Origin of the sequence: Roseibium aggregatum IAM 12614, from assembly GCF_000168975.1 — a bacterium.
GTDB classification, from domain to species: Bacteria; Pseudomonadota; Alphaproteobacteria; order Rhizobiales; family Stappiaceae; genus Roseibium; species Roseibium aggregatum.
This window is the reverse complement of record NZ_AAUW01000003.1, coordinates 284,503-308,335: the sequence shown is the minus strand read 5'-3', so window position 1 is coordinate 308,335 and position 23,833 is coordinate 284,503. Positions and strand designations below refer to the sequence as shown.

22 protein-coding genes and 1 tRNA gene are annotated in these 23,833 nt (G+C 59.8%); 12 read left to right on the top strand and 11 right to left on the bottom strand.

Going from position 1 to position 23,833, the window contains the following annotated elements:
• Positions 1-57 precede the first annotated feature (57 nt).
• The gene (locus SIAM614_RS05920; protein WP_040439335.1) at positions 58-801 is read left to right on the top strand and encodes a hypothetical protein; all 744 of its coding nucleotides are present in this window, start codon (positions 58-60) and stop codon (positions 799-801) included.
• A gap of 62 nt (positions 802-863) precedes the next feature.
• Here the strand turns inward: SIAM614_RS05920 and SIAM614_RS05915 are convergent, their stop codons facing one another.
• From SIAM614_RS05915 to SIAM614_RS05905, 3 genes are all read right to left on the bottom strand, one after another.
• On the bottom strand, positions 864-1,676 hold the full coding sequence (locus SIAM614_RS05915; RefSeq protein WP_006932839.1) for an arylamine N-acetyltransferase family protein: 813 nt from the start codon (positions 1,674-1,676) through the stop codon (positions 864-866).
• A gap of 224 nt (positions 1,677-1,900) precedes the next feature.
• Positions 1,901-2,473, bottom strand: a complete 573-nt coding sequence (gene ilvN / locus SIAM614_RS05910; protein ID WP_006932838.1) for an acetolactate synthase small subunit — start codon at positions 2,471-2,473, stop codon at positions 1,901-1,903.
• Between the two features lie 29 nt (positions 2,474-2,502).
• The gene (locus SIAM614_RS05905) at positions 2,503-4,278 is read right to left on the bottom strand and encodes an acetolactate synthase 3 large subunit (protein ID WP_006932837.1); all 1,776 of its coding nucleotides are present in this window, start codon (positions 4,276-4,278) and stop codon (positions 2,503-2,505) included.
• A 710-nt stretch (positions 4,279-4,988) separates the two neighbouring features.
• On the opposite strand from SIAM614_RS05905, the gene SIAM614_RS05900 reads away from it, so the two are divergent.
• Positions 4,989-5,064: transfer RNA gene (locus SIAM614_RS05900), tRNA-Lys, on the top strand.
• Positions 5,065-5,192: 128 nt separating this feature from the next.
• Here the strand turns inward: SIAM614_RS05900 and SIAM614_RS05895 are convergent.
• Positions 5,193-5,600, bottom strand: coding sequence for a hypothetical protein (locus SIAM614_RS05895; RefSeq protein ID WP_006932836.1), 408 nt, complete (start codon positions 5,598-5,600; stop codon positions 5,193-5,195).
• A gap of 696 nt (positions 5,601-6,296) precedes the next feature.
• Between SIAM614_RS05895 and SIAM614_RS05890 the strand changes: the two genes are divergently transcribed.
• Both SIAM614_RS05890 and SIAM614_RS31880 read left to right on the top strand, forming a co-directional pair.
• A complete protein-coding gene (locus SIAM614_RS05890) occupies positions 6,297-7,013 on the top strand; it encodes a hypothetical protein (RefSeq protein WP_006932835.1) in 717 nt (238 codons plus the stop codon).
• Positions 6,991-7,776 (top strand): hypothetical protein, encoded by a 786-nt coding sequence (locus SIAM614_RS31880; protein WP_157139694.1) that lies wholly within the window; start codon positions 6,991-6,993, stop codon positions 7,774-7,776. The genes SIAM614_RS05890 and SIAM614_RS31880 overlap by 23 nt, the downstream gene beginning before the upstream one ends.
• A gap of 198 nt (positions 7,777-7,974) precedes the next feature.
• On the opposite strand, the gene SIAM614_RS05880 is transcribed toward SIAM614_RS31880, so the two are convergent.
• Together SIAM614_RS05880 and SIAM614_RS05875 are read right to left on the bottom strand one after the other, a co-directional pair.
• The gene (locus SIAM614_RS05880; protein ID WP_006932833.1) at positions 7,975-9,339 is read right to left on the bottom strand and encodes a sensor histidine kinase; all 1,365 of its coding nucleotides are present in this window, start codon (positions 9,337-9,339) and stop codon (positions 7,975-7,977) included.
• Positions 9,336-9,992: a response regulator gene (locus SIAM614_RS05875; RefSeq protein WP_006932832.1), complete on the bottom strand. Its 657-nt coding sequence runs from the start codon at positions 9,990-9,992 to the stop codon at positions 9,336-9,338. Before SIAM614_RS05875 ends, SIAM614_RS05880 begins: the two co-directional genes overlap by 4 nt.
• A 145-nt stretch (positions 9,993-10,137) precedes the next feature.
• Here SIAM614_RS05875 and SIAM614_RS05870 point away from each other — a divergent pair, with 145 nt between their 5' ends.
• Genes SIAM614_RS05870 through SIAM614_RS05860 form a run of 3 tightly spaced genes read left to right on the top strand, consistent with a single transcriptional unit; the run spans position 10,138 to position 13,817 of the window.
• Positions 10,138-10,599 carry a DUF2271 domain-containing protein gene (locus SIAM614_RS05870; protein WP_006932831.1) on the top strand — a complete coding sequence of 154 codons (462 nt, stop codon included), beginning with the start codon at positions 10,138-10,140 and terminating at the stop codon, positions 10,597-10,599.
• Positions 10,600-10,614: 15 nt separating this feature from the next.
• On the top strand, positions 10,615-12,834 hold the full coding sequence (locus tag SIAM614_RS05865; protein ID WP_006932830.1) for a PepSY domain-containing protein: 2,220 nt from the start codon (positions 10,615-10,617) through the stop codon (positions 12,832-12,834).
• A complete protein-coding gene (locus tag SIAM614_RS05860) occupies positions 12,834-13,817 on the top strand; it encodes an FAD:protein FMN transferase (protein ID WP_006932829.1) in 984 nt (327 codons plus the stop codon). Before SIAM614_RS05865 ends, SIAM614_RS05860 begins: the two co-directional genes overlap by 1 nt.
• A gap of 22 nt (positions 13,818-13,839) precedes the next feature.
• Here the strand turns inward: SIAM614_RS05860 and SIAM614_RS05855 are convergent, their stop codons facing one another.
• The 3 genes from SIAM614_RS05855 to SIAM614_RS05845 form a co-directional block, all read right to left on the bottom strand.
• The gene (locus SIAM614_RS05855; RefSeq protein WP_006932828.1) at positions 13,840-15,114 is read right to left on the bottom strand and encodes a malonyl-CoA decarboxylase; all 1,275 of its coding nucleotides are present in this window, start codon (positions 15,112-15,114) and stop codon (positions 13,840-13,842) included.
• Between the two features lie 133 nt (positions 15,115-15,247).
• A complete protein-coding gene (locus SIAM614_RS05850; protein ID WP_157139693.1) occupies positions 15,248-16,579 on the bottom strand; it encodes a methyl-accepting chemotaxis protein in 1,332 nt (443 codons plus the stop codon).
• Positions 16,554-17,081 carry a PAS domain-containing protein gene (locus SIAM614_RS05845; protein WP_006932826.1) on the bottom strand — a complete coding sequence of 176 codons (528 nt, stop codon included), beginning with the start codon at positions 17,079-17,081 and terminating at the stop codon, positions 16,554-16,556. The genes SIAM614_RS05850 and SIAM614_RS05845 overlap by 26 nt, the downstream gene beginning before the upstream one ends.
• Positions 17,082-17,472: 391 nt before the next feature.
• Between SIAM614_RS05845 and trhO the strand changes: the two genes are divergently transcribed.
• From trhO to SIAM614_RS05825, 4 genes are all read left to right on the top strand, one after another.
• Positions 17,473-18,285: an oxygen-dependent tRNA uridine(34) hydroxylase TrhO gene (gene trhO / locus SIAM614_RS05840; protein WP_006932825.1), complete on the top strand. Its 813-nt coding sequence runs from the start codon at positions 17,473-17,475 to the stop codon at positions 18,283-18,285.
• A gap of 120 nt (positions 18,286-18,405) precedes the next feature.
• On the top strand, positions 18,406-18,993 hold the full coding sequence (locus SIAM614_RS05835) for a hypothetical protein (protein WP_006932824.1): 588 nt from the start codon (positions 18,406-18,408) through the stop codon (positions 18,991-18,993).
• An 82-nt stretch (positions 18,994-19,075) separates the two neighbouring features.
• Entirely contained in the window at positions 19,076-19,306 is a 231-nt protein-coding gene (locus tag SIAM614_RS05830; protein WP_006932823.1) for a hypothetical protein, read from the top strand.
• Positions 19,307-19,638: 332 nt separating this feature from the next.
• Entirely contained in the window at positions 19,639-20,583 is a 945-nt protein-coding gene (locus SIAM614_RS05825) for an IS110 family transposase (protein ID WP_006932822.1), read from the top strand.
• A gap of 263 nt (positions 20,584-20,846) precedes the next feature.
• Here the strand turns inward: SIAM614_RS05825 and SIAM614_RS05820 are convergent, their stop codons facing one another.
• Together SIAM614_RS05820 and SIAM614_RS05815 are read right to left on the bottom strand one after the other, a co-directional pair.
• Positions 20,847-21,884, bottom strand: coding sequence for an SMP-30/gluconolactonase/LRE family protein (locus SIAM614_RS05820; RefSeq protein ID WP_006932820.1), 1,038 nt, complete (start codon positions 21,882-21,884; stop codon positions 20,847-20,849).
• Positions 21,871-22,341, bottom strand: a complete 471-nt coding sequence (locus SIAM614_RS05815; RefSeq protein ID WP_006932818.1) for an Lrp/AsnC family transcriptional regulator — start codon at positions 22,339-22,341, stop codon at positions 21,871-21,873. Before SIAM614_RS05815 ends, SIAM614_RS05820 begins: the two co-directional genes overlap by 14 nt.
• A 182-nt stretch (positions 22,342-22,523) precedes the next feature.
• On the opposite strand from SIAM614_RS05815, the gene ald reads away from it, so the two are divergent.
• On the top strand, positions 22,524-23,663 hold the full coding sequence (ald, locus tag SIAM614_RS05810; RefSeq protein WP_006932817.1) for an alanine dehydrogenase: 1,140 nt from the start codon (positions 22,524-22,526) through the stop codon (positions 23,661-23,663).
• The last annotated feature ends 170 nt before the right edge of the window (positions 23,664-23,833 follow it).

Below are 23,833 nucleotides of genomic sequence, written 5' to 3'. Positions count from 1 at the left end.
CTCCAACCGGCTGCTTGACTGAAATCCAATACCAAGCGAGAGCAGGTACCCCGATCCATGTTGAAATTGAACGGGCCTCATTTTGATTATGAGCCTTATCCTGTCTGCTATGTAAAAGACGTTTTGCCGTCCGATACCTATCGGGAACTCGTCAAAAGCTATCCGGACAAGGCTCTGTTCAAATACATGCCGAATCTCGGACACAAATACTCCTTGTCCGATATCAACAACCCGGAAAACTATTACGCGTTCCTTTCCGGATCGCGGGCCTGGAAGGCGTTCTACGACCATGTGAAGTCTGAAGAGTTCATAGATAATGTTCTGGATATGCTGTCAGCCAACAATGTCGACCTTGGCCTTCGGCGGCTGAAAGTCATTTCCAAGGACGGCCAGCGGAAGGCAAGTGTCTTGAGCCGCATCCGGCGCAAGACCGAAGTGAGCGCGCGGTTCGAGTTCTCGATGATGCCCGCCAATGGCGGACAGATCCTTCCGCACACCGACGCTCCGCACAAATTGATCACACTCGTTCTCTCGATGATGGAGCCGGGCTCCTGGGATCACGCATGGGGCGGCGGCACGGCGGTTTGTCTGCCCAAGGACCGGACCAAGGTTTTCAACCACGTCAACAAGGCCATGCCGCTCGATCAGGTCGAGACACTGAAGACCTTCCCGTTCGAGGAAAACCAGTGTGTCCTGTTCGTGAAGACCTACAATTCCTGGCACCACGTCGCGCCGATGATCGGACCGGACGATGCACCGCTGCGCAAGACGCTGACGATCAATATCGAGAGCAAGCTTTAGGGAAGGCGAGGCCTGTGGAAATGCCGCAGGCCTCTTGGTATTGTGGTTCTGTTGCCCCCAATTCATTCGAAACGGCGCAGATCCTTCAATCGCAGGGCAATGGCGTGGACCGTGTCGTCGTCATATCCGAGGCCAAGGTCGTTGCGCATGAAACGGCCAAGGTCTTCCGCTTCTTCGATCAGCCACTCCCGCTTGTTGCCGCCGCCGACAAACCGGGCCCTGCCGTCCAGGAAGCTGATGAAGCCGCGATCCGTCAGCCGGTAGAACTTCATGCTGCCGGCAAAGGATTGCCTGGGCGAGGCAGCGCACAGGAAATTGGATGCTTCGATGTCGGCAGGGCGGACGTCGACCCGGTCAAAGCCGTAAAGCGCAAACCAGCCCTCCTCGGTCTGTCGTTCCAGCACATGCTCCCCTGACGTGACTTCAAAGCGGATCCGGTAGACCTGATCGCGGATCTGCTGGTCTTCCTCGGAAATGCGTACCGGCTCGGCCGGGGCCTGCCCGCCGAAGCCGGCATCGACCAGCCATTCGGTGCCGTTGACGGTCACGACAAAGGCAAGATGGGAACGGGCTCCGCCTTCCGCTGCCCCCATGCGCACCCGCGCCAGAATCTGCCGGGAAGAAAAACCGACGGCTGCCAGTGCGTCGCCGAGCAGGGAATTCAGCTCGAAGCAGTAACCGCCACAGCGGTTTTGTACGAGTTTTTGCCAGAGGCTTTCCCGGTCAAGGTCCGGAACCTTGCCGAGAAAAGGCAGGACGTTTTCAAACGGGATAGCGCTGATCTGGGCTGCCTGCAGGCTTCGCAAGCCGTCGAGGGTCGCCGGGCATGTCTCCAGGGCAATGCGGTCCAGATAGGTGTTGAGGTCGAAGGGCATGGGCAGGCTCTGTCCGGTCTTCAGGTGTTCGTTGCATGTAGGCAAACTTGCCGCTGTTGCCAAGAAACACGTTGCCGGGAGCAAGACTGTTCAGCGTTAGTAAGCGGGATGATGGCGTTTCGGAAGCGTCCCGGGCCTGAAGTGTGCCGTGCCTCAACATCAACGAGAAAACAAAAAGCCCGCCGCACAGGGTGCGGCGGGCCAGGTGATCAGAATTCGATCTCTTAAAGGCCTTCCGGTCCGCGTTGAACGGCGGCGACGCCGGTGCGGGAGACTTCGACAAGGCCAAGCGGTTTCATGATCGAGATGAACTGCTCGATCTTGGAGGTCCGCCCGGTGATCTCGAAGACGAAGTGTTCCGTCGTCGCGTCGATCACGGTGGTGCGGAAGGCATCTGCAAGGCGCAGGGCCTCCAGGCGCTTTTCACCGGTGCCTGCCACCTTGACCAGGGCGAGTTCACGCTCCAGCGGCTTGTCCTGATTGGCGTGCTTGGCCCGGACAGTCAGATCCGTCACCCGGTGGACCGGCACCAACCGGTCAAGCTGGTGGCGGATCTGCTCGATGATCATCGGCGTACCGGTGGTCACGATGGTGATGCGGGACAGGTGCTTCTCGTGCTCGGTCTCCGAGACGGTCAGGCTGTCGATGTTGTAGCCGCGGCCGGAGAACAGGCCGATCACGCGGGCAAGGACACCCGGCTCGTTGTCGACGAGGAGCGATAGGGTATGGGTTTCGATTTCATTGCTGACTTCAGCCAGGAAGTAGGCGGAAGGCGCATCAACATTCTGTGCGTTCATTGTCTTAAAGTCCTTTTGCCTTCTTCACCTCAAACGAGCGACTTGCCTTCGGCACTGATGGCGTTGGCGACAGCTTCGTCGTTGGCTTCATCCGGCAGCAGCATTTCGTTATGTGCCTTGCCCGAGGGGATCATCGGGAAACAGTTGGTCAGATTGGCGACGCGGCAGTCGAACAGCACCGGCTTGTCGACGGCGATCATCTCTTCGATGGCTCCGTCCAGATCTCCGGGCTTCTCGACCCGGAACCCAACCCCGCCATAGGCATCGGCCAGCTTGACGAAGTCCGGCAGGCTGTCGGTGTAGGAATGGGACAGGCGGTTGCCGTGCAGCAGTTGCTGCCACTGGCGCACCATGCCCATGTACTGGTTGTTCAGAATGAACACCTTGACCGGCAGGCCGAACTGAACGGCGGTCGACATTTCCTGAATGTTCATCAGGATCGATGCATCGCCGGCAATGTCCACGCACAGCGCGTCGCGGTGGGCAACCTGAGCGCCGATGGCGGCCGGCAGGCCGTACCCCATGGTGCCGAGGCCACCGGAGGTGAGCCAGTGGTTCGGCTCCTCAAAGCCATAGAACTGGGCCGCCCACATCTGGTGCTGACCGACTTCCGTGGAAATGAAGGTCTTGCGGTGCTTGGTCAGTTCATAGAGCCGCTGGATCGCATACTGCGGCATGATGACATCGTTGTTCGGCTTGTAGGCCAGCGAGTTGCGGGCCCGCCACTGATCGATCTGTGTCCACCAGTCCTTCATGGCCTTGGCGTCGGACTTCAGCGACGAAGACCGCCAGATCCGTACCAGGTCTTCCAGAACATGGGCGACATCGCCGATGATCGGCAGGTCGACATTGATCGTCTTGTTGATGGAAGACGGATCGATGTCGATGTGGACCTTCTTGGAATTCGGCGAGAAGGCGTCAGTCCGGCCGGTGATGCGGTCGTCGAAGCGGGCCCCGATGCAGATCATCAGATCGCAGTCGTGCATGGTCATGTTGGCTTCGTAGGTGCCATGCATGCCCAGCATGCCGAGCCAGTTGTCACCAGAGGCCGGATAGGCACCGAGGCCCATCAGGGTGGAGGTGATCGGGAAACCGGTCAGCGACACCAGTTCGCGCAGTAACTGGCAGGCCTGCGGGCCGGAATTGATTACGCCGCCACCGGTATAGAGAACCGGCCTCTTGGCGGCGGCCATCATTTCGGCGGCCATGCGGATGCCGGCGGGATCGCCTTTCAATTGCGGACGGTAGCTCTTGTGCGCGGCGGCCGGATTCGGCGTCGGTCCCTGATAGGTGCCGGTCGCGAACTGAACGTCCTTCGGAATGTCGACGACAACCGGGCCCGGACGGCCGGAGGTGGCGACATAGAAGGCTTCGTGCAGGATGCGCGGCAGGTCATCGACGTCGCGCACCAGCCAGTTGTGCTTGGTGCAGGGGCGGGTGATGCCGACCGTGTCGCATTCCTGAAACGCATCGTTGCCGATCAGATGGGTCGGCACCTGGCCGGAAATGCAGACAAGCGGAATGGAATCCAGCATCGCGTCGGTCAGCGCGGTCACCATGTTGGTGGCGCCGGGGCCGGAAGTGACCAGGGCAACACCGGGCTTGCCGGTGGAGCGGGCATAGCCTTCAGCGGCATGGCCTGCACCCTGTTCGTGCCGTACGAGAATATGCTCCAGACCTTCCTGCTGAATGATCTCGTCGTAAATGGGAAGCACTGCACCGCCCGGGTAGCCGAAGATCGTGTCAACTCCCTGGTCTTTCAGCGCCTGGATGACCATTTCGGCGCCGGTCATTTCCCGTGTCATTCGTTTCGTCCTTGCATTCTCGCCTGTTCGTCAGGCTTTGGCTCACATAACTGTTTGTTCTTCTGTCAATCCGTACCCGATTGGGCGCGGACTGATTCAACACTGTCTGTCTGGCCCGACGCATGCGGCGTCAAAGATCCGGGCAGAGGTAGAAAAGGCGAAGTCAGGAGGCGGGTACAAAAAAAGGCCCCTTTGGGAGCCTTGGTCGCGCGCCATCCTGTCCGTACGGGGTTCATCCCGCCGCGGAGGCGCGCTTTCCTACTACTACTAGAATGAGCGACATAGCCATGTCGTCCCGGTCCTTTGATGCTGCAGGCCGTCAGGCCTGGATTGACGTTTATCAGAAACCTCCCGGAGCCGGGAATGTCCCACCGACCTGAGAGAAACCGAAATGAAAGCGGCGTCAACAGGCTGGCTCAATCCCGTCACGTCTGCCCCGGTCTTGATGCGCCGCACCCTAGTGAGGTGGATATGACCGGTCAAGCCTTAATTTCGAAAATTGCGCAAAAGATCGCAGATGTTTCTGAAAGTTGCCTTTCGGGCCTCGTTCATGAGGTTTCCTTCCGGTGATGCCGGATTTTTCCGAGGCTGCATTTGCCATGACGCTGCCATGATAAAAAATTGTCATAAAAACCGTTGCGCGAAAGGGCGACGCACTATATACACCCGCCATCCGACGTGCCGCGCGGTTCTCGCGGCCCTGTCGCTTTGGGTGTGTAGCTCAGTTGGTAGAGCAGCTGACTCTTAATCAGCGGGTCTGGGGTTCGAGCCCCCACTCACCCACCATTTTCTTCCTTTGAAAATCTGAAAATTCAGGTGCGTCGTGATTGCGCGCCGTGCTTCTCATTGCGCATTTTGTCGATATCTGTGGCCGCCGGTCGACGGCCACGAAAGTTATTGCCTTGTAGCTGCTGTCAGCACGGAAATTCGTTTGTGATGAACTTCGAATCCTTCATGGTCGTGAAACAGGTGTTGCCGTCCTTGAAGTAGTTGTTTGCGTGGCCGCAGACCATTGTCTCGTCCCGGAAGCCCTGTTCACAGAGCTGGCCGTCTTTCACTTCCCATTTCAGTGTTTTCTTCGCCGGCTTTTTGCCGGTCACGGTGACGACCGCGATCTTGTCGCCGTTGTCGTTCCACTCAACAATCCAGTCTCCGGCCTTCTTGCCGTTTTTTCCGTAAAAGATTCCCTCGATCTTTTTGCCGGACAAGACTTCGATCCGTTCCGCCTCCGTCATCGGCTTGGCTGACGCAGGAAGATCTTTGGCGATTGAGGCAGTTGAAATTGCGCATACGGCAGCAAGCAGGAAGATTTGCTTCATCATAGCACTCTCCAATCAAGAACAATATAAATCAGTAAGTTATCGCGCAGTAACGCCGGCATTATATTTGCCTACGGTGAGGCGGACAACTTGATCAAAGGATGTGTATATAAAAGCGAATCCGGAGCCTTCGAGATCGGCTCAAGCGGGGCGAATGCCAGCCAGGCGGAGCGGCATTTGCAGTGCAGTGGATAACCGGTATTCTTGGAAGCGGTGAATCTCCGGTTGAAAACTACCGGTCTTTCAAGACGGTACCCGCAAGTTTTAACCTTGATATTTTTTCTTGTTTGACCGCCTTGGCAGACAACTTAACGTGCTGCCAAGCAGGGAAAATCGGTGCCTATCTAATCTAGGGTGTGGACACATAAATGAAGATGAAATGGTTTGAGGCGGATTGGGCTTCGTCAAGGAGCGAAAGCGCAGGAAATGTGGCTCATTTTCAAGCTTTCGCAACGCTGAGGAAGATCAATCCGGTCAAATCCGAAGGAGGTGGAAATGGCTTCACCGCGTGTCGTCAGCATGCGTGACCGGGCATAAAGCCCGCTCCGCGCACCGTTCCTAACGCGGTTTCGCCATTTCTCACGCCATTTCGTCTTCATTTATGGGGCCACACCCTGGCAGCAAACAAGGTGTTTGCCGCGTTTGGCGCGGCGGCTGTTCGCGGGATGCGGATGAAGGGCGACATCAGACAGGACATCCATGCATAAACTGGATTTCGAGTTGGACAAGGCACAGCTCAAGCGTGCCTGGGGCGTTATAGACAGGGAGTTTCAACGCCTGGGGCTGACGCTGCGCCGCGGGTCGGATTTCGATGTTGTCGAGGCGATGGCGGCCGCCAGCGGTCTGAAGCGGTTGGAAGGGCATTTCACCCCGAGCCTCAACACCTATACGCCCTCTCAGGCGTTCTGGCTGGCGCTGGTGGACGAGGAGGACCGGATGGTCGGGCGCGTGTGCGCGCGCTTCGACAGGATGGCCTATCCGATGACGCTGACAGACTTCTGGCGCAAGTATTTTCACCGCTGCTATCCGAACGCGGAAGGCGGCAAGGTTGTCTTGAGCGACAAGCAGCCGCGCGTCGGCCGGCGGATTACCGGCGATGTGGTCTATCTGGGGGGAACGGAAGTCGCCAAGGAGTGGCGCGGCTCAAAGCTCGGCGGCCTGCTCAACCAGATGGCGCAGATCGAGGCCCTGGACGAGTGGGGTGCCGGTTTTTATTACGGCTGGGTGCAGGGCTTCAATTTCATGGATGGCTTCTGGCGCGACTGCGGCTTCACCCGGGCACATTTCCATGCATTGAACTGGGTTGAACCCTTGCCTGGTACGCTGGATGCCAATCTGATTTTTGTTGCGAACTCGGCTGATGATGTGTGCGATCTGATTGATAGGATCGCGAGTGGACTTCAAGCAAAGTCATGAGACAGAAAATCCGCGTGAAGCCGGCACTGGTGCGGAACTTTACCAGCAGCCTCTGCAACGTCATGTCCGGAATACCGTCCCCCAGCCTGTTGCCCGTGCGTTGAATGTCGAACCAGGGTTCGCCGTTCATGACGATCTGATAGGCATCGGCTACGCCCTGACGGTAGACCGACGGCAGGAAACTGGTCGGCGGACGCGGCGTTTCCGGCTCAAGCGCATGCGGAAAGAACCGGCGGAAAGTGCTGTGTTTGCCCGCAAAGGTCAGCGGCGGCACGTCACCCGGCTCAGCGCTCGGCAAGGTCATGAGCAGGTATTGGCTCAGCCGCGTCATCTGGCTGTCCTGCGCGATAATGCCTTCGTTGTCGCGCCAGGTCCTGAACAGAAACTGCGTTTTCTCTCCCGCCAATCCATTTTCGATCAGCGAGAAGGAAAGGGGCTCAACAAAAGCGTTGTTGCTCATGGACGCCTCCGAAGGGACTGGATTTCGGTAGAAATCCTTTCTGAATGGCTTCAGCATAGATGTCATATCTTGCCGCTGCCGCCAACTGGGAACGTTCGCCGTCGCTCAGCAGGCTTGTCTGGTCGTGATCGAACAGATCGAAGCAATGGAAATCCAGCAGAAACAGACAGTCGTATCTTGCTGCAATTTCAAATATTTCCAGGAATTCGAGCTGCTCTTTGGTGTATTGATCTTCGCTCATCCCTGCCGCCTTGTCATCGCATGTCATTCTTTGTTTTGCCTTTCAGACAATTTCTGGCGTGACGAGGTCCCATGAGCGGTCTGCGCGCCTGGAGGTTGCCGGCTTTTTTACCGGCAATGGTCTCCGGGCGTCCCCAAGTGTGCAGAGGCCGCTTCAATCCGGGATAGCAAGGATCTCCTCTCGCCAATCTCAGATTATCAAACAAATTCGCGGCAGGCGAGTATTCTTCTTCAACTTCCCTTAGAAGTGAACCGGGGAGCCTATGATCTGGCCCCCTTTAACTTGTGGATTGACCCTGCGGAAGACGCCGGCCAGGACAAGATCACCTCGAAACCGTCTGCGTGACCGTGCCGCGGGGAGGCCAGCGTCAGTGTGCCGCCGGTCTGGTCGGCAATCGTCTTTACCAGCGCGAGTCCGAGGCCGGTTCCACGTGCCTGTGTTTCGCCCCGGACGAATTTCTCGCCAAGCTTTCGAAGGGTTTCAGCCGCCACAACCGTGCCTGTATTGGCAACGGTAAGCTTCTTGCCTGGCCCTGCGGTTACGGAGATGAGGGCCTCATCGCCGCCGTGCCGGCGAGCATTCTCAAGGAGGTTCGAGATCACGATGCTGAAAGCATCCGGATTGATCGCGATGGTGAGATCGGCGTTCGGATGGATCGAAAGGCTCACATCTTGCGCATCACGCAGAAGGAACTTCAGAATCGGCATGAGGTCTGTTTCCCGATCGGCCCGAGCAAAGCCCGCTTCCAGACGGGCGAGACGGAGGAGGTTCTCCGAAAGCGCCGACAGGTTCTTCAGCGCAGCTTCTACCGATTGTGCCCTGGCGCGATGCGGCAGGTTCGCAAGTTCTTCGGAAAGCTGTTGCACCTGGGCAAGAGCACCGGCAATCGGGGTTCGCAATTCATGGGCGCTCATGGCGGAAAATGCACGCTCCGCATCAAGTGCAGACCGCAATCGACCGAGCAGGCTGGCAACCTCGTTGGCAATCGGGACCAGTTCCTTCGGATGCCCTTCGATGTCGATCCCCTCGAGATTGGTGTGACCGCGCTCGGCGATTTCGCGGCGCAGGCGTTCAACCGGCCGCATGGCGATCCGAACGGTCAGCCAGATGCCGAGGCCAATCAACGGCAGCAGGGCCGCGAGCGGCAGGAGCAGGGCCCCCGCAGCGTCCATCAGGACTGTCTTTCGGTGATCACCGGTTTCCACCAGCACAATGCTGTAGCCCCGCTTGCGTTCGCGCAACGACAGGGCGCGTCTGCCGTCCACTTCGAAAAACCCGCTAGGGATCGGGTCGAGAAAGGCGCTTTCAGGGGGCATGTTGCCGGAGACCAGCCGGGTCCGGCCTCGCTTGTCGCGAATGAGGTAGCCGAAATTTTCCGTCTCGAACCCGTCAAAACCCGGGACGCGAAATTCTTCCCGCTCCTCGTGGTCTTCCTTTTCGCGCAGGTCATGGACGGCAAGCGGCAGAAGGCGCAGCGCACTTTGACGCAGGGTGTCATCGAAGGTTTCCGTCAACTCGTGCTTCAGCACGAGCGCGGCAATGGCGGCGGCGCCCAGCCAGAGCAGCAGTGTCGAGACGCCAAGCAGCAGGGCCAGCTGGAAAGTTATCGAAGGCGTCCGTCTCATGCGCCGGCCTTGTAGCCGAGCCCGCGCACGGTGGTGACGGCATCGGCACCGATCTTCTTGCGCAGGCGGCTGACGTAAACTTCCACAGTGTTGCTTTCGACTTCCGCACCGAAGGCGTAGAGGCTTTCCTCGATATCGGATTTCGAGACGATGCCGCCGCGGTGACGCAGCAAGCGTTCCAGAACGGCCCATTCACGAGAGGTCAAGTCCACCGGCTTGCCGGCCCGTTCGGCGCTCTTGCGGGTCAGATCCAGGGTGATGTCGCCAAGTGTCGTTTCGGGATTGGGCGCGCCGGCATAGCGGCGGGCAACGGCGGAAAGCCGGGCCCGCAGTTCGGCAAGATCAAACGGCTTGACCAGATAATCGTCCGCACCGCTGTCGAGGCCTTCGATGCGCATGGCCACCTGGTCCTGAGCCGTCACGATAATGACCGGCACCTGGTTGCCGCCACGGCGCAGCGTCTTCAGGAAATTCAGGCCGAGCCCGTCCGGCAGGTTCAGGTCGAGCAGGATCAGTTCATAGGGCACGGCGTCGAGGGCAAGCGCGGCTTCGTCAAGGCGTTTGACCCAGTCAACACCGTGGCCCTGCATGACCACATGGTCGTGGATCGCTTCGCCCAGAATGGCATCGTCCTCGATCAGTAATACGCGCAAGGCGCTCTCCCGTTTAGGCATCCGACAGGCGCACCTGACATGGAAACCTGACACCAGCCTGAACGGATTTCCGGGTTGGCTTCAGGTGCCTGTCAGTTTGATCCCGTCTTCTTGTGGCGTCTAACGCAACGAGGATCAACTCGCCATGAAGAATATCGCCTGCGCTCTGCTGCTTTCAACGGCCCTGGTGATGCCCGCCACCGCGATGGCCAAGGACGTCAATGTGACCGTCGACATGAAGTCCTATGGCGGTCCGGGCGCCTATCTGGCCGTCTATCTGGTCGACGGAGCTGGCCAGTTCCAGCAGACCCTCTGGGTCGCCGGAAGGAAGTCGAAATACTACCGCCACCTGAAAGGCTGGGCGCGCGGCGTTTCCAGCACCGGCGGATCGATTGACGGCCTGACCGGGCCCAGCGTCGGCAGCGGACGTTCGCTGACGGTCCGGGCCAATATCGCCGATGCGCTCATCAATGCCGGTTACCAGGTTGTCGTCGATTCCGCGGTCGAAGACTGGGGGGACCGGCCACACGATGCCGCCGTGCCGCTGGTCAATGGTGCCAGTGCTGGCGGATCCGGCTTCGTTGGCAAGCTGTCGGTCAAGATGTAACGGAGGTTACCGCCCATGCTCAGGATCCTTCACACATGGCCGACGCTGCTTGCGGGCGTTCTCGTGACAGTCATGGCCATTTCTGGCGCTGTTCTTTCACTGGAACCAGCCGTGGCACGCTTTTCCCAGCCTGTTGGCCAGACCGTCGCCGAGGACACGACGGTCGCGTCGCTTGCGAGCGGGGTCGTTGCGCATTTCAGCGATCCGCAGAAGATCGTGCGCAGGGCAAGTGGGCAGGTCGTTGTCTATCACGCAGATGCTGACGGCTTTGCGGCAGACCTGGTCAATCCGGCGACGGGTGCGAGCCTTGGAGCCTATCAGCCTTCAGCGTTTTTCCAGACGGTTACCGAACTGCACCGCTCGCTGTTTGCTGGTGAAACCGGGCGGATTGCGACTGGTATCGGTGCGGCTGTCATGATCCTGCTGTCTGTCGGCGGTGTCCTGCTTCTGGTGACGCGGAGCGGCGGCTGGCGCAAGCTCCTGAAACCGTCGAGCGGCACATTTGCTCAGCGTCTTCATGTTGAAGCCGGCCGGATTGCCGTTGCCGGGCTGGGCATCCTTGCTGTTACGGGGCTGTTCATGTCCCTGACGTCTTTCGGGCTGATCGGTGCACCGGTTGAGGACAGCTTCCTGTCATTTGCCGAATCCTCCGGTGGGCCGGTCCTTGCCGTTGCCGACATGCCGGCGCTGCAAAAGGTGGACATTGCGGATCTTCGCGAACTGGTCTTTCCGGCAAAGGGCGATGCCCTTGATGTCTTTGGCCTGACGGTCGCTCAAGGGTCGGGCTTCATCGACCAGGCAACTGGTGACTTTCTGAGTTTCAGTGCCAACACGCCTGCGGAAAGCCTTTATCAGCTCGCCTATACGCTTCACACGGGGCAGGGGGCCTGGGGTTATGCGCTTGTGCTGGGAATTGCCGGGCTCAGTGTGCCGGTGCTCTTCGTCTCGGGCATGGCGACATGGGTTCGCCGCGTGCGGCGCAGTGTTCGTATTGCCGGTAATGTATCTGCCGGACGGGCGGACACTGTCATCCTGGTTGGCAGCGAAGGCAATTCCACCTGGGGCTTTGCCCGCAGCCTTCATGCGGCGTTGAAGGCGCAGGGGATGGTGGTCCATACCGGGGCGATGAACGATCTTGCCGGCTCCTATCCCTCTGCCAGGCGGTTGATCGTCCTTGCCGCGACTTATGGGGACGGTGACGCACCTGCGTCTGCTTCCCGCTTTCTGTCGCGTCTAGCGGGGTTCAGCTGTCAGACGGATCTGGCTGTCAGTGTCGTCGGGTTCGGCGATCGAAGCTTCCCGGCGTTTTGCGCCTATGCCAGACAAGTCGAGGGAGCTCTGAAACATATGGGCGTCGCAGAGTTGTTGCCGATGGCCACGGTCGACCGGCAGTCAACGCAGCAATTCGCCGCCTGGAGCCACGATCTGGGCAAGGCGATCAGCATCGACCTTCATGTGGAGCACACGGCAGATCTGCCGGGTCTGAAGGAATGGGAATGTGTTGCCCGCAAGGACTTCGGCCAGGCTTATCAGACGCCGAAATCCATCCTGAGATTTCGCGCGGTGCAGACCAAGCCCGGCAGGTTCGGTCTTTCCCGCGCAGGAGGGCCGTCCTTCAAGGCTGGCGACCTGATCGGCATCCTGCCGAAGGGATCCGACTTGCCCCGCTTTTACTCGCTCGCCTCGAGCGCCAGCGACGGTTTCCTTGAAATCGCGGTCAGCAAGCATCCGGGCGGATTGTGCTCCGGGCAATTGTGCGATCTAGGTCCCTGCGACCGGATAGCTGGCTTTATCCAGCCGAATGCACGCTTCAACATGCCCAGGGGCAAGGCTCCAGTCATCCTCATCGGAGCAGGCACGGGTGTTGCGCCACTGGTCGGCATGGTGCGGGCAAATGACGCTCTCAAACCTGCCTATCTGTTCGCCGGAAGCCGGGATCCGCAGTCCGATCAGCTTTACCGGGAAGAGATCGACACTTTCAGAAAATCCGGCCGGGTTCGGAACGTCAGCTATAGCTTTTCCCGTGTTCCGGGCGGCGCCTATGTGCAGGACGCTTTGCGCGCCAATGCGGAGGAGCTGCGCCGGATGGTCCGGCAAGGCGCTGACATCATGATTTGTGGCGGCACCAGCATGGCCGAGGGCGTGAGCAAGGCGCTTGACGATGTATTGGGCCCGCTTGGCCTGACGGTTCAGAAACTGCGGGCAGACGGTCGTTATCAGGAGGATGTCTATTGATGTTTCAGATGCTCGGCACTCCGGCAATCCCGTCCAATTCAGTTCCCGGACGGCATGTCATCAGCGGAAAAACCATGGGAACCCGCTATTCGGTGGTCTTTTATTCCGAGTTAGACTTCGACGCCGAAGCCCTGCAGCGGGAGCTTCAAGAAGCGGTCGACCGTGTGGATGAGCAGATGTCGCCCTGGAAAGCGGATTCGATCCTGTGTGAAATCAATCGCATGGAGCCGGCAAGCTGGATCGATCTGCCGGACGAAACTTTCGAGGTCTGTGAGGCTGCGCTTCTGACATGCGTGGAGTCCGAGGGGGCATTCGATCCGTTCGTCGGCGACCTCGTGTCCGCATGGGGATTCGGACCGGAAACGGACGCCCCGGACCTGAGCAAGGCCAAACAGTTGCAAGGCGACTGGAATAGCCGCAGGCGGGAGGTGGAATTCGACCGGAAAAACCGGCGTTTGCGCCGTCCGGCGACCTGCCGGCTGGACCTTTGCGGCATCGCCAAGGGCTACGGGGTCGATTGCCTCAGCCAGGTGATGCATCGCTGGGGCTTGCCGAACCATCTGGTCAGCATCGATGGCGAGTTACGGGCCAGCGGGCGCAAGGCCGGTGGCAGTGGCTGGCAGGTGGCCTTGGAAGCGCCAGAAGCGGATGTTCGCCGCGAGGCGCTGAGGCTCGAAGTTTCCGATGTCGCCATCGCGACCTCCGGCACCTATCGCAAGATCCGGAACGCCGGTGGCCGCACGGTCTCGCACACGATGAACCCGCAATCGGGAGCGCCGGTCAAAAATGAACTTCTGTCCGTCTCGGTGATTGCCGAGAGCTGCATGACGGCCGACGCATGGGCAACGGCCTATATGGTCATGGGCTGCGAAAAAGCGCTGGCACACGCACAGCACGCCGGTCTCGACGCCATTTTCGTGGTGCGCACGCCCCTTGGAGCGGTGGACGTCCTGGCAACGGATCCGGAGCTGCTGGCTGCCTGATGCGAGGAAAGGCTGGACCGGATCAGGCCTGCTGTTCAGTTTGCTTGGGGCGCAGATCCAGTTTCTTTGCGCCTGCGTCCAGGGCCTTGATATCCGAAGAGGCTGCGATCTCCCGCGCGGCGGCGTAGCGATCATGGTTCTGGGCAACCTTGCCGAGGTCGTAGAGGTAATTCACCATTACGCCGGCAGATTGGGCAATGCCCTTTGCCGAAGTATCGGCATCCGCATGAACCGCATGCACCTGGGCTCCGTTGCCAAGATGAAAGCGCGCCACCGGGTCAGCCGGCTGCCCATCCTCGCGGCGGGCCGACAAAAGATAATGCGCGGCGAGGGTGCGCAGCAGCTTCGGGTCCGCGTCTTCATAGGCAATGCCTTCGGCAGACAGCCACTTCGTCAATCCCGGGATCGGTGACAGGGTGACAAACGTCTTCAGGTTCGGCAGCTCTGCCGAAAGGTCTGCGGCCACCTGCTTGATCAGCGAGTTGCCGAAGGAGATACGGGCCAGCCCATCCTGGCAGTTGGAAATGGAATAGAACACGGCGGTGCGCGCCGTGGCCGCCGTGATCGGTTCCCGGTCGCCCGCCAGAAGATCCTGGATCGAGCCTGGGATGTCGGCCGTCAGCGCAACTTCCACGAAGATCAGCGGTTCGTCGGGCATGGACGGGTGAAAGAAGGCGAAACACCTTCGGTCGCCAGGTGCAAGACGGCTGCGCAGGTCTTCCCAACTGGTGATTTCGTGTACGGCCTCATAGGCGATGATCTTTTCCAGGATGTGCGCCGGGCTTTCCCAACTGATCGGCCGAAGCACCAGAAAGCCCCTGTTGAACCAGGAAATGAACAGATGCCGGAAGTCCTGGTCGAGCGCCTGCAGTTCCGGATCGGTGCCGCCGAGGCGCAAGAGATCGGCGCGCATGCGCACCAGTTGCTCGGTGGCGCCGGGGATCTGGTTCAGCCGGCGGATCAATTCCTGGCGCTTGGGCTCAACCGCGGCCATGAAGGCAGTGTAGGTTTTCCGGTTCGGGGTGGCCTCGTAAGCGTCCAGTGCGGTGCGCACGGCTCCCGGATCGATGTTCATGTCGTGGGCGAGGTGACGGAAGAGCTGCAGCTTCTCGCTGTCCTCCATTTCCTGAAACCGTTGCAGGAGCGTGCTGGCGGCGGCGACGACCGTGACTTCGCCGGCCGTGCCGGCAAGGGCGGCAACGAGATCCTCCGTCGGCCGGTTGTCACGCCGGTCGGGCGCTGCCGTACGGTAGCGGCGCTCGAAGATGGTCGACAGCAGATCGCCGAGAATGGTCATAGGGGTCTCCAGAACATCCGGTGAGGGGTGGGCTCTGTCCTGAAGATAGGTTGTTCGCAGCGCCGACCCAATTCCCCAAAAGAGGCAACCCGGGCGTCATCGCCCGCGGCGTCTGCAGGTGACGGCGGCGCCGTCAGGCGGCTTCGCTGTCCTGCTGGTCGAGCGGGCCTTTTTTCAGCGATTTGAAGAAGGCTGTCACCGCTTCGGTGAGCTGCCCGGCGTTGGAAGACATGCTTTCAGCTGAACTGAGCACAGTCTTGGAGGCCGCGTGGGTGGTTGCCGCGTTCTGGGCGACACCGTCGACAATGCCGGTGACTCTGTTGGTGCAGGCAACGGTGTTGGTGACGTTTTCCTGAATGGCTTGCGTCGCCTCGGCCTGCTTCACCGAGGCGGTGGAAATCATCGTGGTGATCGATTCGATTTCCGTAATGGTTTTGGAAATCGTGTCGAAAGACTGCGCCGTATCGCGGCTGGCCGCGTCGACTTCTTCCAGCGACTGGGTGATCTCCTGTGTCGCCTTGGCCGTCTGCGTTGCCAGTTCCTTGACCTCGGCGGCAACCACGGCAAAGCCCTTACCCATTTCACCCGCCCGCGCGGCCTCAATGGTCGCGTTCAGCGCCAGCAGGTTGGTCTGGTCGGCGATGGAAGAAATCAGGCTGATGATCTCGCCGATCGCTTCGGCGGACGTGCGCAGGCTGTTTGCCTTTTCCTGGCCTTGCGTGACCTGGGCGACGGCAGCGCGGGCGATCTCGATGGACCGCTCGATCTGGCCGCTGATCTCGCTGGCGGTGGTCGACAGGTGATCGGCGGCGGAGGCCGCTGCGTTCACGTTTTCCGCCGTCAGGTCGGCCGCGTCTGCAATGGCTGTCACGACTTCGGAATTGGAAACGGCGGAGGTTTCCATTTCTTCCGCCGTTCCGGTCATCTGTTCGGCGGAGGCCATCAGGCTCTGCGCAATCTGGCTGATCTGGCTTTCGAAGGAGTCGGTCGACTGGCGGAAGGCACCGACACGGCCCTTGATCGTCTCGATGGCCGTATTCATGATCTTCGCATTCTGCAGATAGCTGCCATTGAGGCCACCGGGCTGGATGCGGCGGTAATACTGGTTGTTCTCGATCGCGGTCATCGAAGCTGCGGCTTCGCGCAGAAAGGCATCCGTCCGGTCGATCATGTGGTTCATGGCGGTCATCAGGTCGCGAACTTCACCGGCTTCGGTGTAATCCCTGGCACGCGCCTCGAAGTTGCCCCAGCCGACCTGGCTGCAGACTTCGGTCGCAGCTGTGAGGCCCCGCCGGGTCCGCTGCACGGCGGTAAGCGCAAACAGCATGGCAAGCATCACGAGGCCGCCGCACACCACAGTTGCCGCCGTCAGGCCAAGCAAGGCGCAGACCACGGCCGCCGCACCGGCAGTCATCGAGGCACCGCAGGCGAGCGCTGCGTTAAAGAGTGTGAATGAGCTCGTCATAGCTCACGCCTTTCGATTGAAGGATCGATACAAGCTGATCGTGTCCGGCCTGCATGCCGGTCTTTCGATTGTTCGCCTGCTGTTCTGTCTGCCTGAGCTGGGCATAAAGCGGGGTGATGATGTCATCGACAATGCGCCGGTTCGGCACGCGGCGGTTGGAGTGATAGCCGATAATCTTGCCGCTCTCGTCGTAGGACGGTGTGACGTGGGCCAGCACCCAGTAGTGATCGCCGTTGGCAGACATGTTGACCACATAGGCGAAGATCTCTCCGCCTGCCTCTATGGTGTCCCAAAGCAGCTTGAAGACACACCGGGGCATGTCCGGGTGGCGAATGAGGCTGTGCGGTGCGTTCTCGAGGGCCTTGCCGTCGAACCCGGCGATATCCCGGAAGATGTCGTTGGCATAGGTGATCCGCCCGCGCGTATCCGTTTTCGAGACGATCAGGTCCCGTTCGGAAAAGAACCGTTCCACCCCCGTCGGGGTGACCTTGTACTGGGTCATCCTTGGTGCGCCTGTTCCACTTGGCAATTCTGGGTGAAGGGTACGGTTGTGTGCTTAATGATCCTTAAATGAATGCGAATGAAGGTCCTTTTTTAACCATATGAATTCATACGTATTTCTCGCGATGTCATCTTTCCGTGTGGCAAGCTTTCGAGTGATGAAATGCCGTGCCGGTCTGGAAACGTTTGGGGTGACTTTACGGTCACTTCAAGAGTTTATCGGCTGAGTTTTTTCTGATCTTCGTTTCGCCGAGCCACGGGTCCGAGAAACTGCGGACTTTCCAGACAGGCCCCTTAGGCTGTATAGAGGGCGCCAATAGCCGGGCGAGGGCTTTTGCCCCTGGGGTCCGCACCCTGGGATCCGGCGTCCTTCAAGAAACAGAACAAGCCCCATGAACGAATTTCTCGTTGCCGCCCTTTATATGTTCACGCCGCTCGATGACTTCGAGGCCATGCGCAGCCCGTTGAAGGCCTTTTGCGAGGCGCGCGATGTGCGCGGCAGCCTGTTGCTTGCAGGCGAGGGCATCAACGGCACCATCTGCGGACCGGAGGCCGGCGTGCGCGAGGTGCTGGCGCATCTGCGGTCTGATCCGCGTCTTGCAGGGCTGAACCACAAGGAAGCCTGGACCCATCGTCATGTCTTCAAGCGCATGAAGGTGAGGCTGAAGCAGGAGATCGTTCGGCTTGCGGTCGATGGGATCGATCCAAACGAAATTGTCGGTGAATACGTCAAGCCGGAGGACTGGAACGCGCTGATCTCCGATCCGGACGTTGTCGTCATCGACACGCGCAACGACTACGAATTTGCCTTTGGCACTTTCGAGCGGGCACTCAATCCGAAAACCCAGTCGTTCCGCGAGTTTCCAGCCTGGGTGGAAGGCGAAGACGAATTGCAGAAGAAGCCGAAGGTGGCCATGTTCTGCACCGGCGGCATCCGCTGCGAAAAGGCGACGGCCTGGATGCTGAAGAACGGCTTTGAGGAAGTCTACCACCTGGAAGGCGGCATTCTGAACTATCTGGAAAAGGTGCCCGAGGCCGACAGCCTCTGGAAGGGTGAATGTTTCGTCTTCGATGACAGGGTGTCCGTCGACCACGAGCTTCAGCCGCGTTGGGGAGAGTGGGTGCCGGAAGAAGCCCGCCACATTATCAACGAAGACACCGACTACGAAAAAAGTGCCCGTGCCGAGACGGAAAAAGAAGCCTGAGGCTGACTTGGCGCCAGCGCGTTTCTTAACGGATATTAACTTTTTAGCTTTAACCCCTTGTGGAACTTCCCTAAAGTCAAGGTTGCAGGTGTTTTCCTGCACCAGACTGGGGGAAAGTACATGCGTCACAGCTACTGGAGCGCGCTTGCCGCGCTGATCGTCGCCCCGTTGGTCAGCACGTCCGTGCTGGCAGGGGGAACCGCATTATCCTGCTATGAACAGGCAACAGTGCCGGCCGTCTACAGGACGGTCAACGAACGGGTTCTCGTGGAGCCGGCGTCCAGCTACGTGGTGCAGAAACCTGCTGTCTACGGCTATCAGGCCCGGCGCGTGCTGGTGCAGCCCGAACGGGTCAGCTATCGCACATCACCTGCCGTCTATCAGACGCGGCAGAGCCGGGTTCTGGTGCAGCCTGCCAGCATCGGCTGGGAATACCGGGTCATCAACGGCCGCAACATCCTGTGCAAGGTGCAAAACCCTGCCGTTTATCGAACTGTCAGCCAGAAGGTTCTCGTGCAGTCAGCCTCCCGGGTTGCGGTGCGCCAGCCGGCTATCTACAGTTCGGTGAAGGAAAAGGTTCTGGTCCAGCCAGCCACCAGCTACCGGGTACAGAAACCCGCAGTCTACCAGACGGTCAGCCGCCGGGTTCTGGTTCAGCCGGCCCAGACAGTGTGGAAGCCCGTCAGGGTCCGGGGTTGCCGCTACTAGGTGGCTGGGTCAAGATCGGTTATCCGTCCGTTTTCCGGAACAGGTTGAAAGCCGGTTACCTGACCAGTTGTGGGGCTGAAACATGATTTGCACATTGATTGCGTCTTCCATCCTGCTCAGCATGGAGGACGGCTCCATGGCCGTGCTCATTCCCGAGAACCAGTCGGTGCGCATCTTCAATGAGCAAACCACCAAAGGGGACGTTGCCGTCGTTCACCTTTACGGGGAAACGAAGATCCAGGTTCCTGGGGTGAACGCGGAACAGATCATTGAAGCCCTCAGGGACTGCCAGCCTCCCAATGATGCTGAATAGCTGCCCGGGTTGAGGCAGTACTCTGAAGCCTGGTCGCAACCCTTCCCACCAATTCACCAATGCCGGGCCACCTACTCCACCTCATCCCGAGGAGGACCGTTCAGGTCCGTCTCGAAGGATTGGCCCCTTGTTCTGGAATGTGCGGCCATCCTTATCTGTTGAGATTTGATTAGATTGGTCTTGGGAGGGCCGGTTGCTGCCCTCCCAAGTGGGCCGGAGACCGTACCATCCTGGGTACTCGGCAAGTCCGTTCGAAGCCAGGTTCCCGGTCCACTTTCCAACTTATCCCGAATGGTTGCTCGCGCAAGAGTGCGTAGATAAGGCAGGGACAGATGGACGAGACCAAGCACTTTGTCGGAATTGACGTGTCGAAGGCAGCGCTGGATGTGCATGTTCTGCCAGTCGGCAAAAGCCAGCGGTTTCCCAATGATGGTGACGGCCATGCGGCTCTTGAGGGATGGTTGTCATCCCATCCAGTCGAGAGCGTGGTCCTTGAGGCGACGGGTGGCTATGAACGCAAGGCGGTGCAGGCGCTGCAGCAGCAGGGGTACCATGTTTGTGTGGTCAATCCGGCCCGCCCCCGGGACTTTGCCAAGGCCGGTAGTCGGTTGGCCAAGACCGACCGGCTGGATGCAGCCGTTCTGGCCCACTATGCGCAGGTGTTTGATCCGCCGTCGGCTCCTCGTCCGGGCGACGTCGAGGCGAAGCTTGCGCGCTATGCCTCTGCTCGGGACAGCTTTGTTGCCGAGAAGACCCGGCTGCGCAATCAGCTCGGCCTCAATGACGATGCTGATCTGGAGCGCATGCACCGGGATATACTGGAGACGATAGAGGCCAAGCTTGCGGAATTGGACCGCATGATCCAGAGCTGCATTCGCGAAAAGGCCGAGGTGAGCCAGCGCTATGACCAGCTCAGGGCCGTTCCGGGCATCGGGCCGGTCGCCGCCGTCAGCCTCCTGGCGTTCCTGCCCGAACTGGGGCAGGTCTCGCGGCGGGCCATTGCTGCCCTGGTTGGCGTCGCGCCCTTCGCCAGAGACAGTGGCATGATGCGGGGGCAACGCAGGATCGCCGGCGGCAGGGCCAAGGTGCGCAGGATGCTGTTCATGGCAAGCCTGTCAGCGGCACGCCACAACCCCATCATCAAAACCTTCTACGAACGCCTCATCAAAGGTGGGACGGGCAAGAAACAGGCAATCATCGCCTGCTCCCGGAAGCTCCTGACCATCCTCAACGCAATGGTCAGGGACAATAGGGAATGGCAGCCGATGAGCACCTAAAAACATGGTTGCTTCGAGACAGCGCTCCGCGCTTCCTCAGGATGAGGCGGGTGGGGGCTGAGAGGCATGCCTGCGTGATGGATGGGGTTATGCGATGGGTAGGGCGGTAAATCGAAGCAACGGCGGCGGAAACTGTGCCCCAAAGTCCGACCCGAGCCGCTCCCTCCTCCTCATCCTGAGGAGGGCCGGCAGGCCCGTCTCGAAGGATGTGCCACAACACCGGAGCATGCTGCCTGTCCCTAGAGACAGCGCTCCGCGATTTCTCAGCCGCGCGCCGTCTTGAACCGGTAGGTCTTCAGGCCGGTCTTGCCGTGACCTTCCACCAGGAACAGACCACCGGACAGCGTGTCGGGTTCGATGGCGGTCGGGTCTGCGGGCTGCTTGATGCTGGTGACGATCAGGTGGTCGAGGTCCGGGCCGCAGAAGCAAGGCATGGTCGGCTTGTCGACCGGCAGCTTGATGGCCTGCAGCAGATCACCATCCGGGCCGAAGCAGTTGAGGACACCAGCGGAAACGCCAGCACTCCAGTAATTGCCTTCGATATCCACCGCCGCGCCATCCGGGCGCCCGGTGTCGTTGGTTTGCTGGGCGTAAAGCATCTTCGAGCCGAGCGCACCGGTCTGCGGATCGAAGCCGTAGCATTCGATCCAGCCGGGGGAAGTATCGGAGTGGTACATGTAGGTGCCGTCCGGCGTCCAGGCGAGGCCGTTGGAACATTGCAACTCGTCCCGGATCTCGGCAACGTCGCCACTGCCGTCTACCCGGTAGAGGCCCGCAATCGGCTCGCGCGGGGAGCTGGTGTCCATGGTGCCGACCCAGAAGGCTCCGTCCGGTCCGACCTTGCCATCGTTCAGCCGTGTGCGCGGCTCGTCCGCCTGCACTTCGGCCAGAAGCTCGCTCGAACCGCTAGCAGGATCGAACAGGACGACCTTGTCCCAGACGCTGACGATCAGCCGGTCATCGTCAGTCAGGCCGAAGGAGCCGACCTCATTGTCGAAATGCCAGGTGGTGATCTCGCGGTTGGCCCAATCCATCGACTGGATGGAGCGGCCCTGAATGTCGGCCCAGAGCAAGCGGTTCAGTCTGTCGTCCCAGGTGGGACATTCGGCAAGCTGGTAAGTCGTATTGATGAAACGGGTGATCGTATGTGTCACCGGAGCGGGTTCCTTGAAAAGCCAGGCACTTGAATGGATGCGGACTATACCCGCCAGCGTTGGCTGCGTCGAGACGCTGGAAACAATGGCGGAAATGCGTGTGGTTTGGCTGTGGACCGGCGGGCAGGAGCGTTCAAATTTCGCCATTCAGGGGAATCGCGGTGCGTCTGACGATCGGCCGGATGGCGAAGGAGGATTTCATTCTGAGGACGCCCGGAAGCTGGGCAAGGTGATCGCGGTGGATGCGTTCGAAGTCGATCGGATCCCGGGCCGAGAGGCGCAGGATATAGTCGGCATCGCCTGCCATCAGGAAACACTCCATGATCTCTCCGGAGCGAGCAACGGCGCGTTCGAAATTCTCCAGCGTTTCCTTGGATTGGCTGGTGAGAGAGATTTCCACGAAAACGTCCATGTGCCGGCCAAGCTTCTTCTGGTCCAGCAACGCGACATATTTCTCGATGACGCCGGATTCCTCCAGCGCGCGCATGCGCCGCAGGCAGGCAGATTGCGACAGGCCCACCTTTTCCGCCAGATCCGCATTGGCAATGCGGCCGTCGCTTTGCAGCACGTTGAGGATCTTCTGGTCGAGACGGTCGAGTTTCATTTTGCTGCACCGCACATAATGCGAGGTTGAGGATAAAAGATTGCAGATTATTTGAAGAACAAATGATCTGACGCAAGGTTATTGCGCAAATTTGAACTGCAGCCCCCTGGAACGCAAGCACATTCGACAAAAAAAGCGGTAGAATCCGCGCCAATCAATAAAGCTTCCAGAGGAGACGAGTTATGCGCATTGGTGTGCCGAAAGAAATCAAGAACCATGAATACCGGGTCGGTCTGACCCCGAACAGCGTTGTCGAAATGGTGGCGCACGGCCACGAAGTTGTCGTTGAAACCAACGCCGGTGTCGGCATCGGTGCCAGCGACGCCGATTACGAAGCGGCAGGCGCGAAGATCCTGGCAACCGCCAAGGAAGTCTTCGATGCGGCCAACATGATCGTGAAGGTCAAGGAACCGCAGGCCGTCGAGCGCGCCATGCTGCGTCCGGACCACATTCTCTTCACTTACCTGCACCTGGCACCGGACGCGGAACAGACCGCCGATCTGGTGAAATCCGGTGCGACCTGCATTGCATATGAAACCGTTGTCGATGCCCGTGGCGGTCTGCCGCTTCTGGTGCCGATGTCCCAGGTTGCCGGCCGCCTGTCGGTGATTGCCGGTGCAAAGGCGCTGGAAAAGGCGCAGGGCGGCTCCGGCACGCTTGTGGGCGGTGTACCGGGTGTGGAACCGGCCAAGGTTGTCGTGATCGGCGGCGGTGTGGTCGGTTCGCATGCCATCACCATGGCGCTCGGCCTGGGGGCGGATGTCACCGTTCTTGACCGGTCCACCACTGTTCTGGGCAATCTTTCCCAGACATTCGGTCCGGCTCTGAAGACCGTCTATTCAACCAAGGCTGCGCTGGAAAAGCATGTACTGGAAGCCGACATGGTCATTGGGGCCGTGCTGGTGGCCGGTGCCGCCGCGCCGAAGCTGGTCTCGCGCGAACTGGTCAGCCGCATGAAGCCGGGCTCGGTTCTCGTGGATGTCGCCATCGACCAGGGTGGCTGCTTCGAAACGTCCAAGGCAACGACGCATTCCGAGCCGACCTACATCATCGATGAAGTCGTTCACTATTGCGTCGCCAACATGCCGGGTGCGGTGCCGAAAACCTCCACCTACGCCCTGAACAACGCAACGCTGCCGTTTGCCCTGGCGCTGGCCGACAAGGGCGCGAAGAAGGCGCTGCTCGACGATCCGCACTTCCTGCCAGGCCTCAACGTCATCGGCGGCCAGGTGACCTGTGAAGCGGTCGCAACCGCTCTCGGCTATGCCTATGTCGATCCGAAGGTTGCTCTTGAGCAGGCCAAGGAAAGTGCGGCTGCCTGATAGAAGCTTTCGCTTCAGAACATGAGAAAAGCCGGTCCTCTGGGCCGGCTTTTTTGCTTTCACGTTGCCGTTCCGGTGCGACGCGTTGGCGGCAAGACCAAGATCGGTCCTCTGCGCGGGTTGAGTTGGAAAAACACGCAGCTCAGCCGAGTTGCCGGCTCCCTGCCTTC

Coding starts and splice junctions, on each gene's coding strand:
- SIAM614_RS05855 (WP_006932828.1), bottom strand. CDS start 15,114: ATGACCATTCTCGGCGATCTGCTGTCGACCATCTTCGAGCGCCGCTAC.
- SIAM614_RS05835 (WP_006932824.1), top strand. CDS start 18,406: ATGCGTCACAGCTACTGGAGCGCGCTTGCCGCGCTGATCGTCGCCCCG.
- SIAM614_RS05815 (WP_006932818.1), bottom strand. CDS start 22,341: ATGAAACTCGACCGTCTCGACCAGAAGATCCTCAACGTGCTGCAAAGC.
- SIAM614_RS05880 (WP_006932833.1), bottom strand. CDS start 9,339: ATGAGACGGACGCCTTCGATAACTTTCCAGCTGGCCCTGCTGCTTGGC.
- SIAM614_RS05845 (WP_006932826.1), bottom strand. CDS start 17,081: ATGACCCAGTACAAGGTCACCCCGACGGGGGTGGAACGGTTCTTTTCC.
- ald (WP_006932817.1), top strand. CDS start 22,524: ATGCGCATTGGTGTGCCGAAAGAAATCAAGAACCATGAATACCGGGTC.
- SIAM614_RS05905 (WP_006932837.1), bottom strand. CDS start 4,278: ATGACACGGGAAATGACCGGCGCCGAAATGGTCATCCAGGCGCTGAAA.
- SIAM614_RS05915 (WP_006932839.1), bottom strand. CDS start 1,676: ATGCCCTTCGACCTCAACACCTATCTGGACCGCATTGCCCTGGAGACA.
- SIAM614_RS05865 (WP_006932830.1), top strand. CDS start 10,615: ATGCTCAGGATCCTTCACACATGGCCGACGCTGCTTGCGGGCGTTCTC.
- ilvN (WP_006932838.1), bottom strand. CDS start 2,473: ATGAACGCACAGAATGTTGATGCGCCTTCCGCCTACTTCCTGGCTGAA.
- SIAM614_RS05890 (WP_006932835.1), top strand. CDS start 6,297: ATGCATAAACTGGATTTCGAGTTGGACAAGGCACAGCTCAAGCGTGCC.
- SIAM614_RS05895 (WP_006932836.1), bottom strand. CDS start 5,600: ATGATGAAGCAAATCTTCCTGCTTGCTGCCGTATGCGCAATTTCAACT.
- SIAM614_RS05860 (WP_006932829.1), top strand. CDS start 12,834: ATGTTTCAGATGCTCGGCACTCCGGCAATCCCGTCCAATTCAGTTCCC.
- SIAM614_RS05920 (WP_040439335.1), top strand. CDS start 58: ATGTTGAAATTGAACGGGCCTCATTTTGATTATGAGCCTTATCCTGTC.
- SIAM614_RS05820 (WP_006932820.1), bottom strand. CDS start 21,884: ATGGCGAAATTTGAACGCTCCTGCCCGCCGGTCCACAGCCAAACCACA.
- SIAM614_RS05825 (WP_006932822.1), top strand. CDS start 19,639: ATGGACGAGACCAAGCACTTTGTCGGAATTGACGTGTCGAAGGCAGCG.
- trhO (WP_006932825.1), top strand. CDS start 17,473: ATGAACGAATTTCTCGTTGCCGCCCTTTATATGTTCACGCCGCTCGAT.
- SIAM614_RS05830 (WP_006932823.1), top strand. CDS start 19,076: ATGATTTGCACATTGATTGCGTCTTCCATCCTGCTCAGCATGGAGGAC.
- SIAM614_RS05870 (WP_006932831.1), top strand. CDS start 10,138: ATGAAGAATATCGCCTGCGCTCTGCTGCTTTCAACGGCCCTGGTGATG.
- SIAM614_RS05850 (WP_157139693.1), bottom strand. CDS start 16,579: ATGACGAGCTCATTCACACTCTTTAACGCAGCGCTCGCCTGCGGTGCC.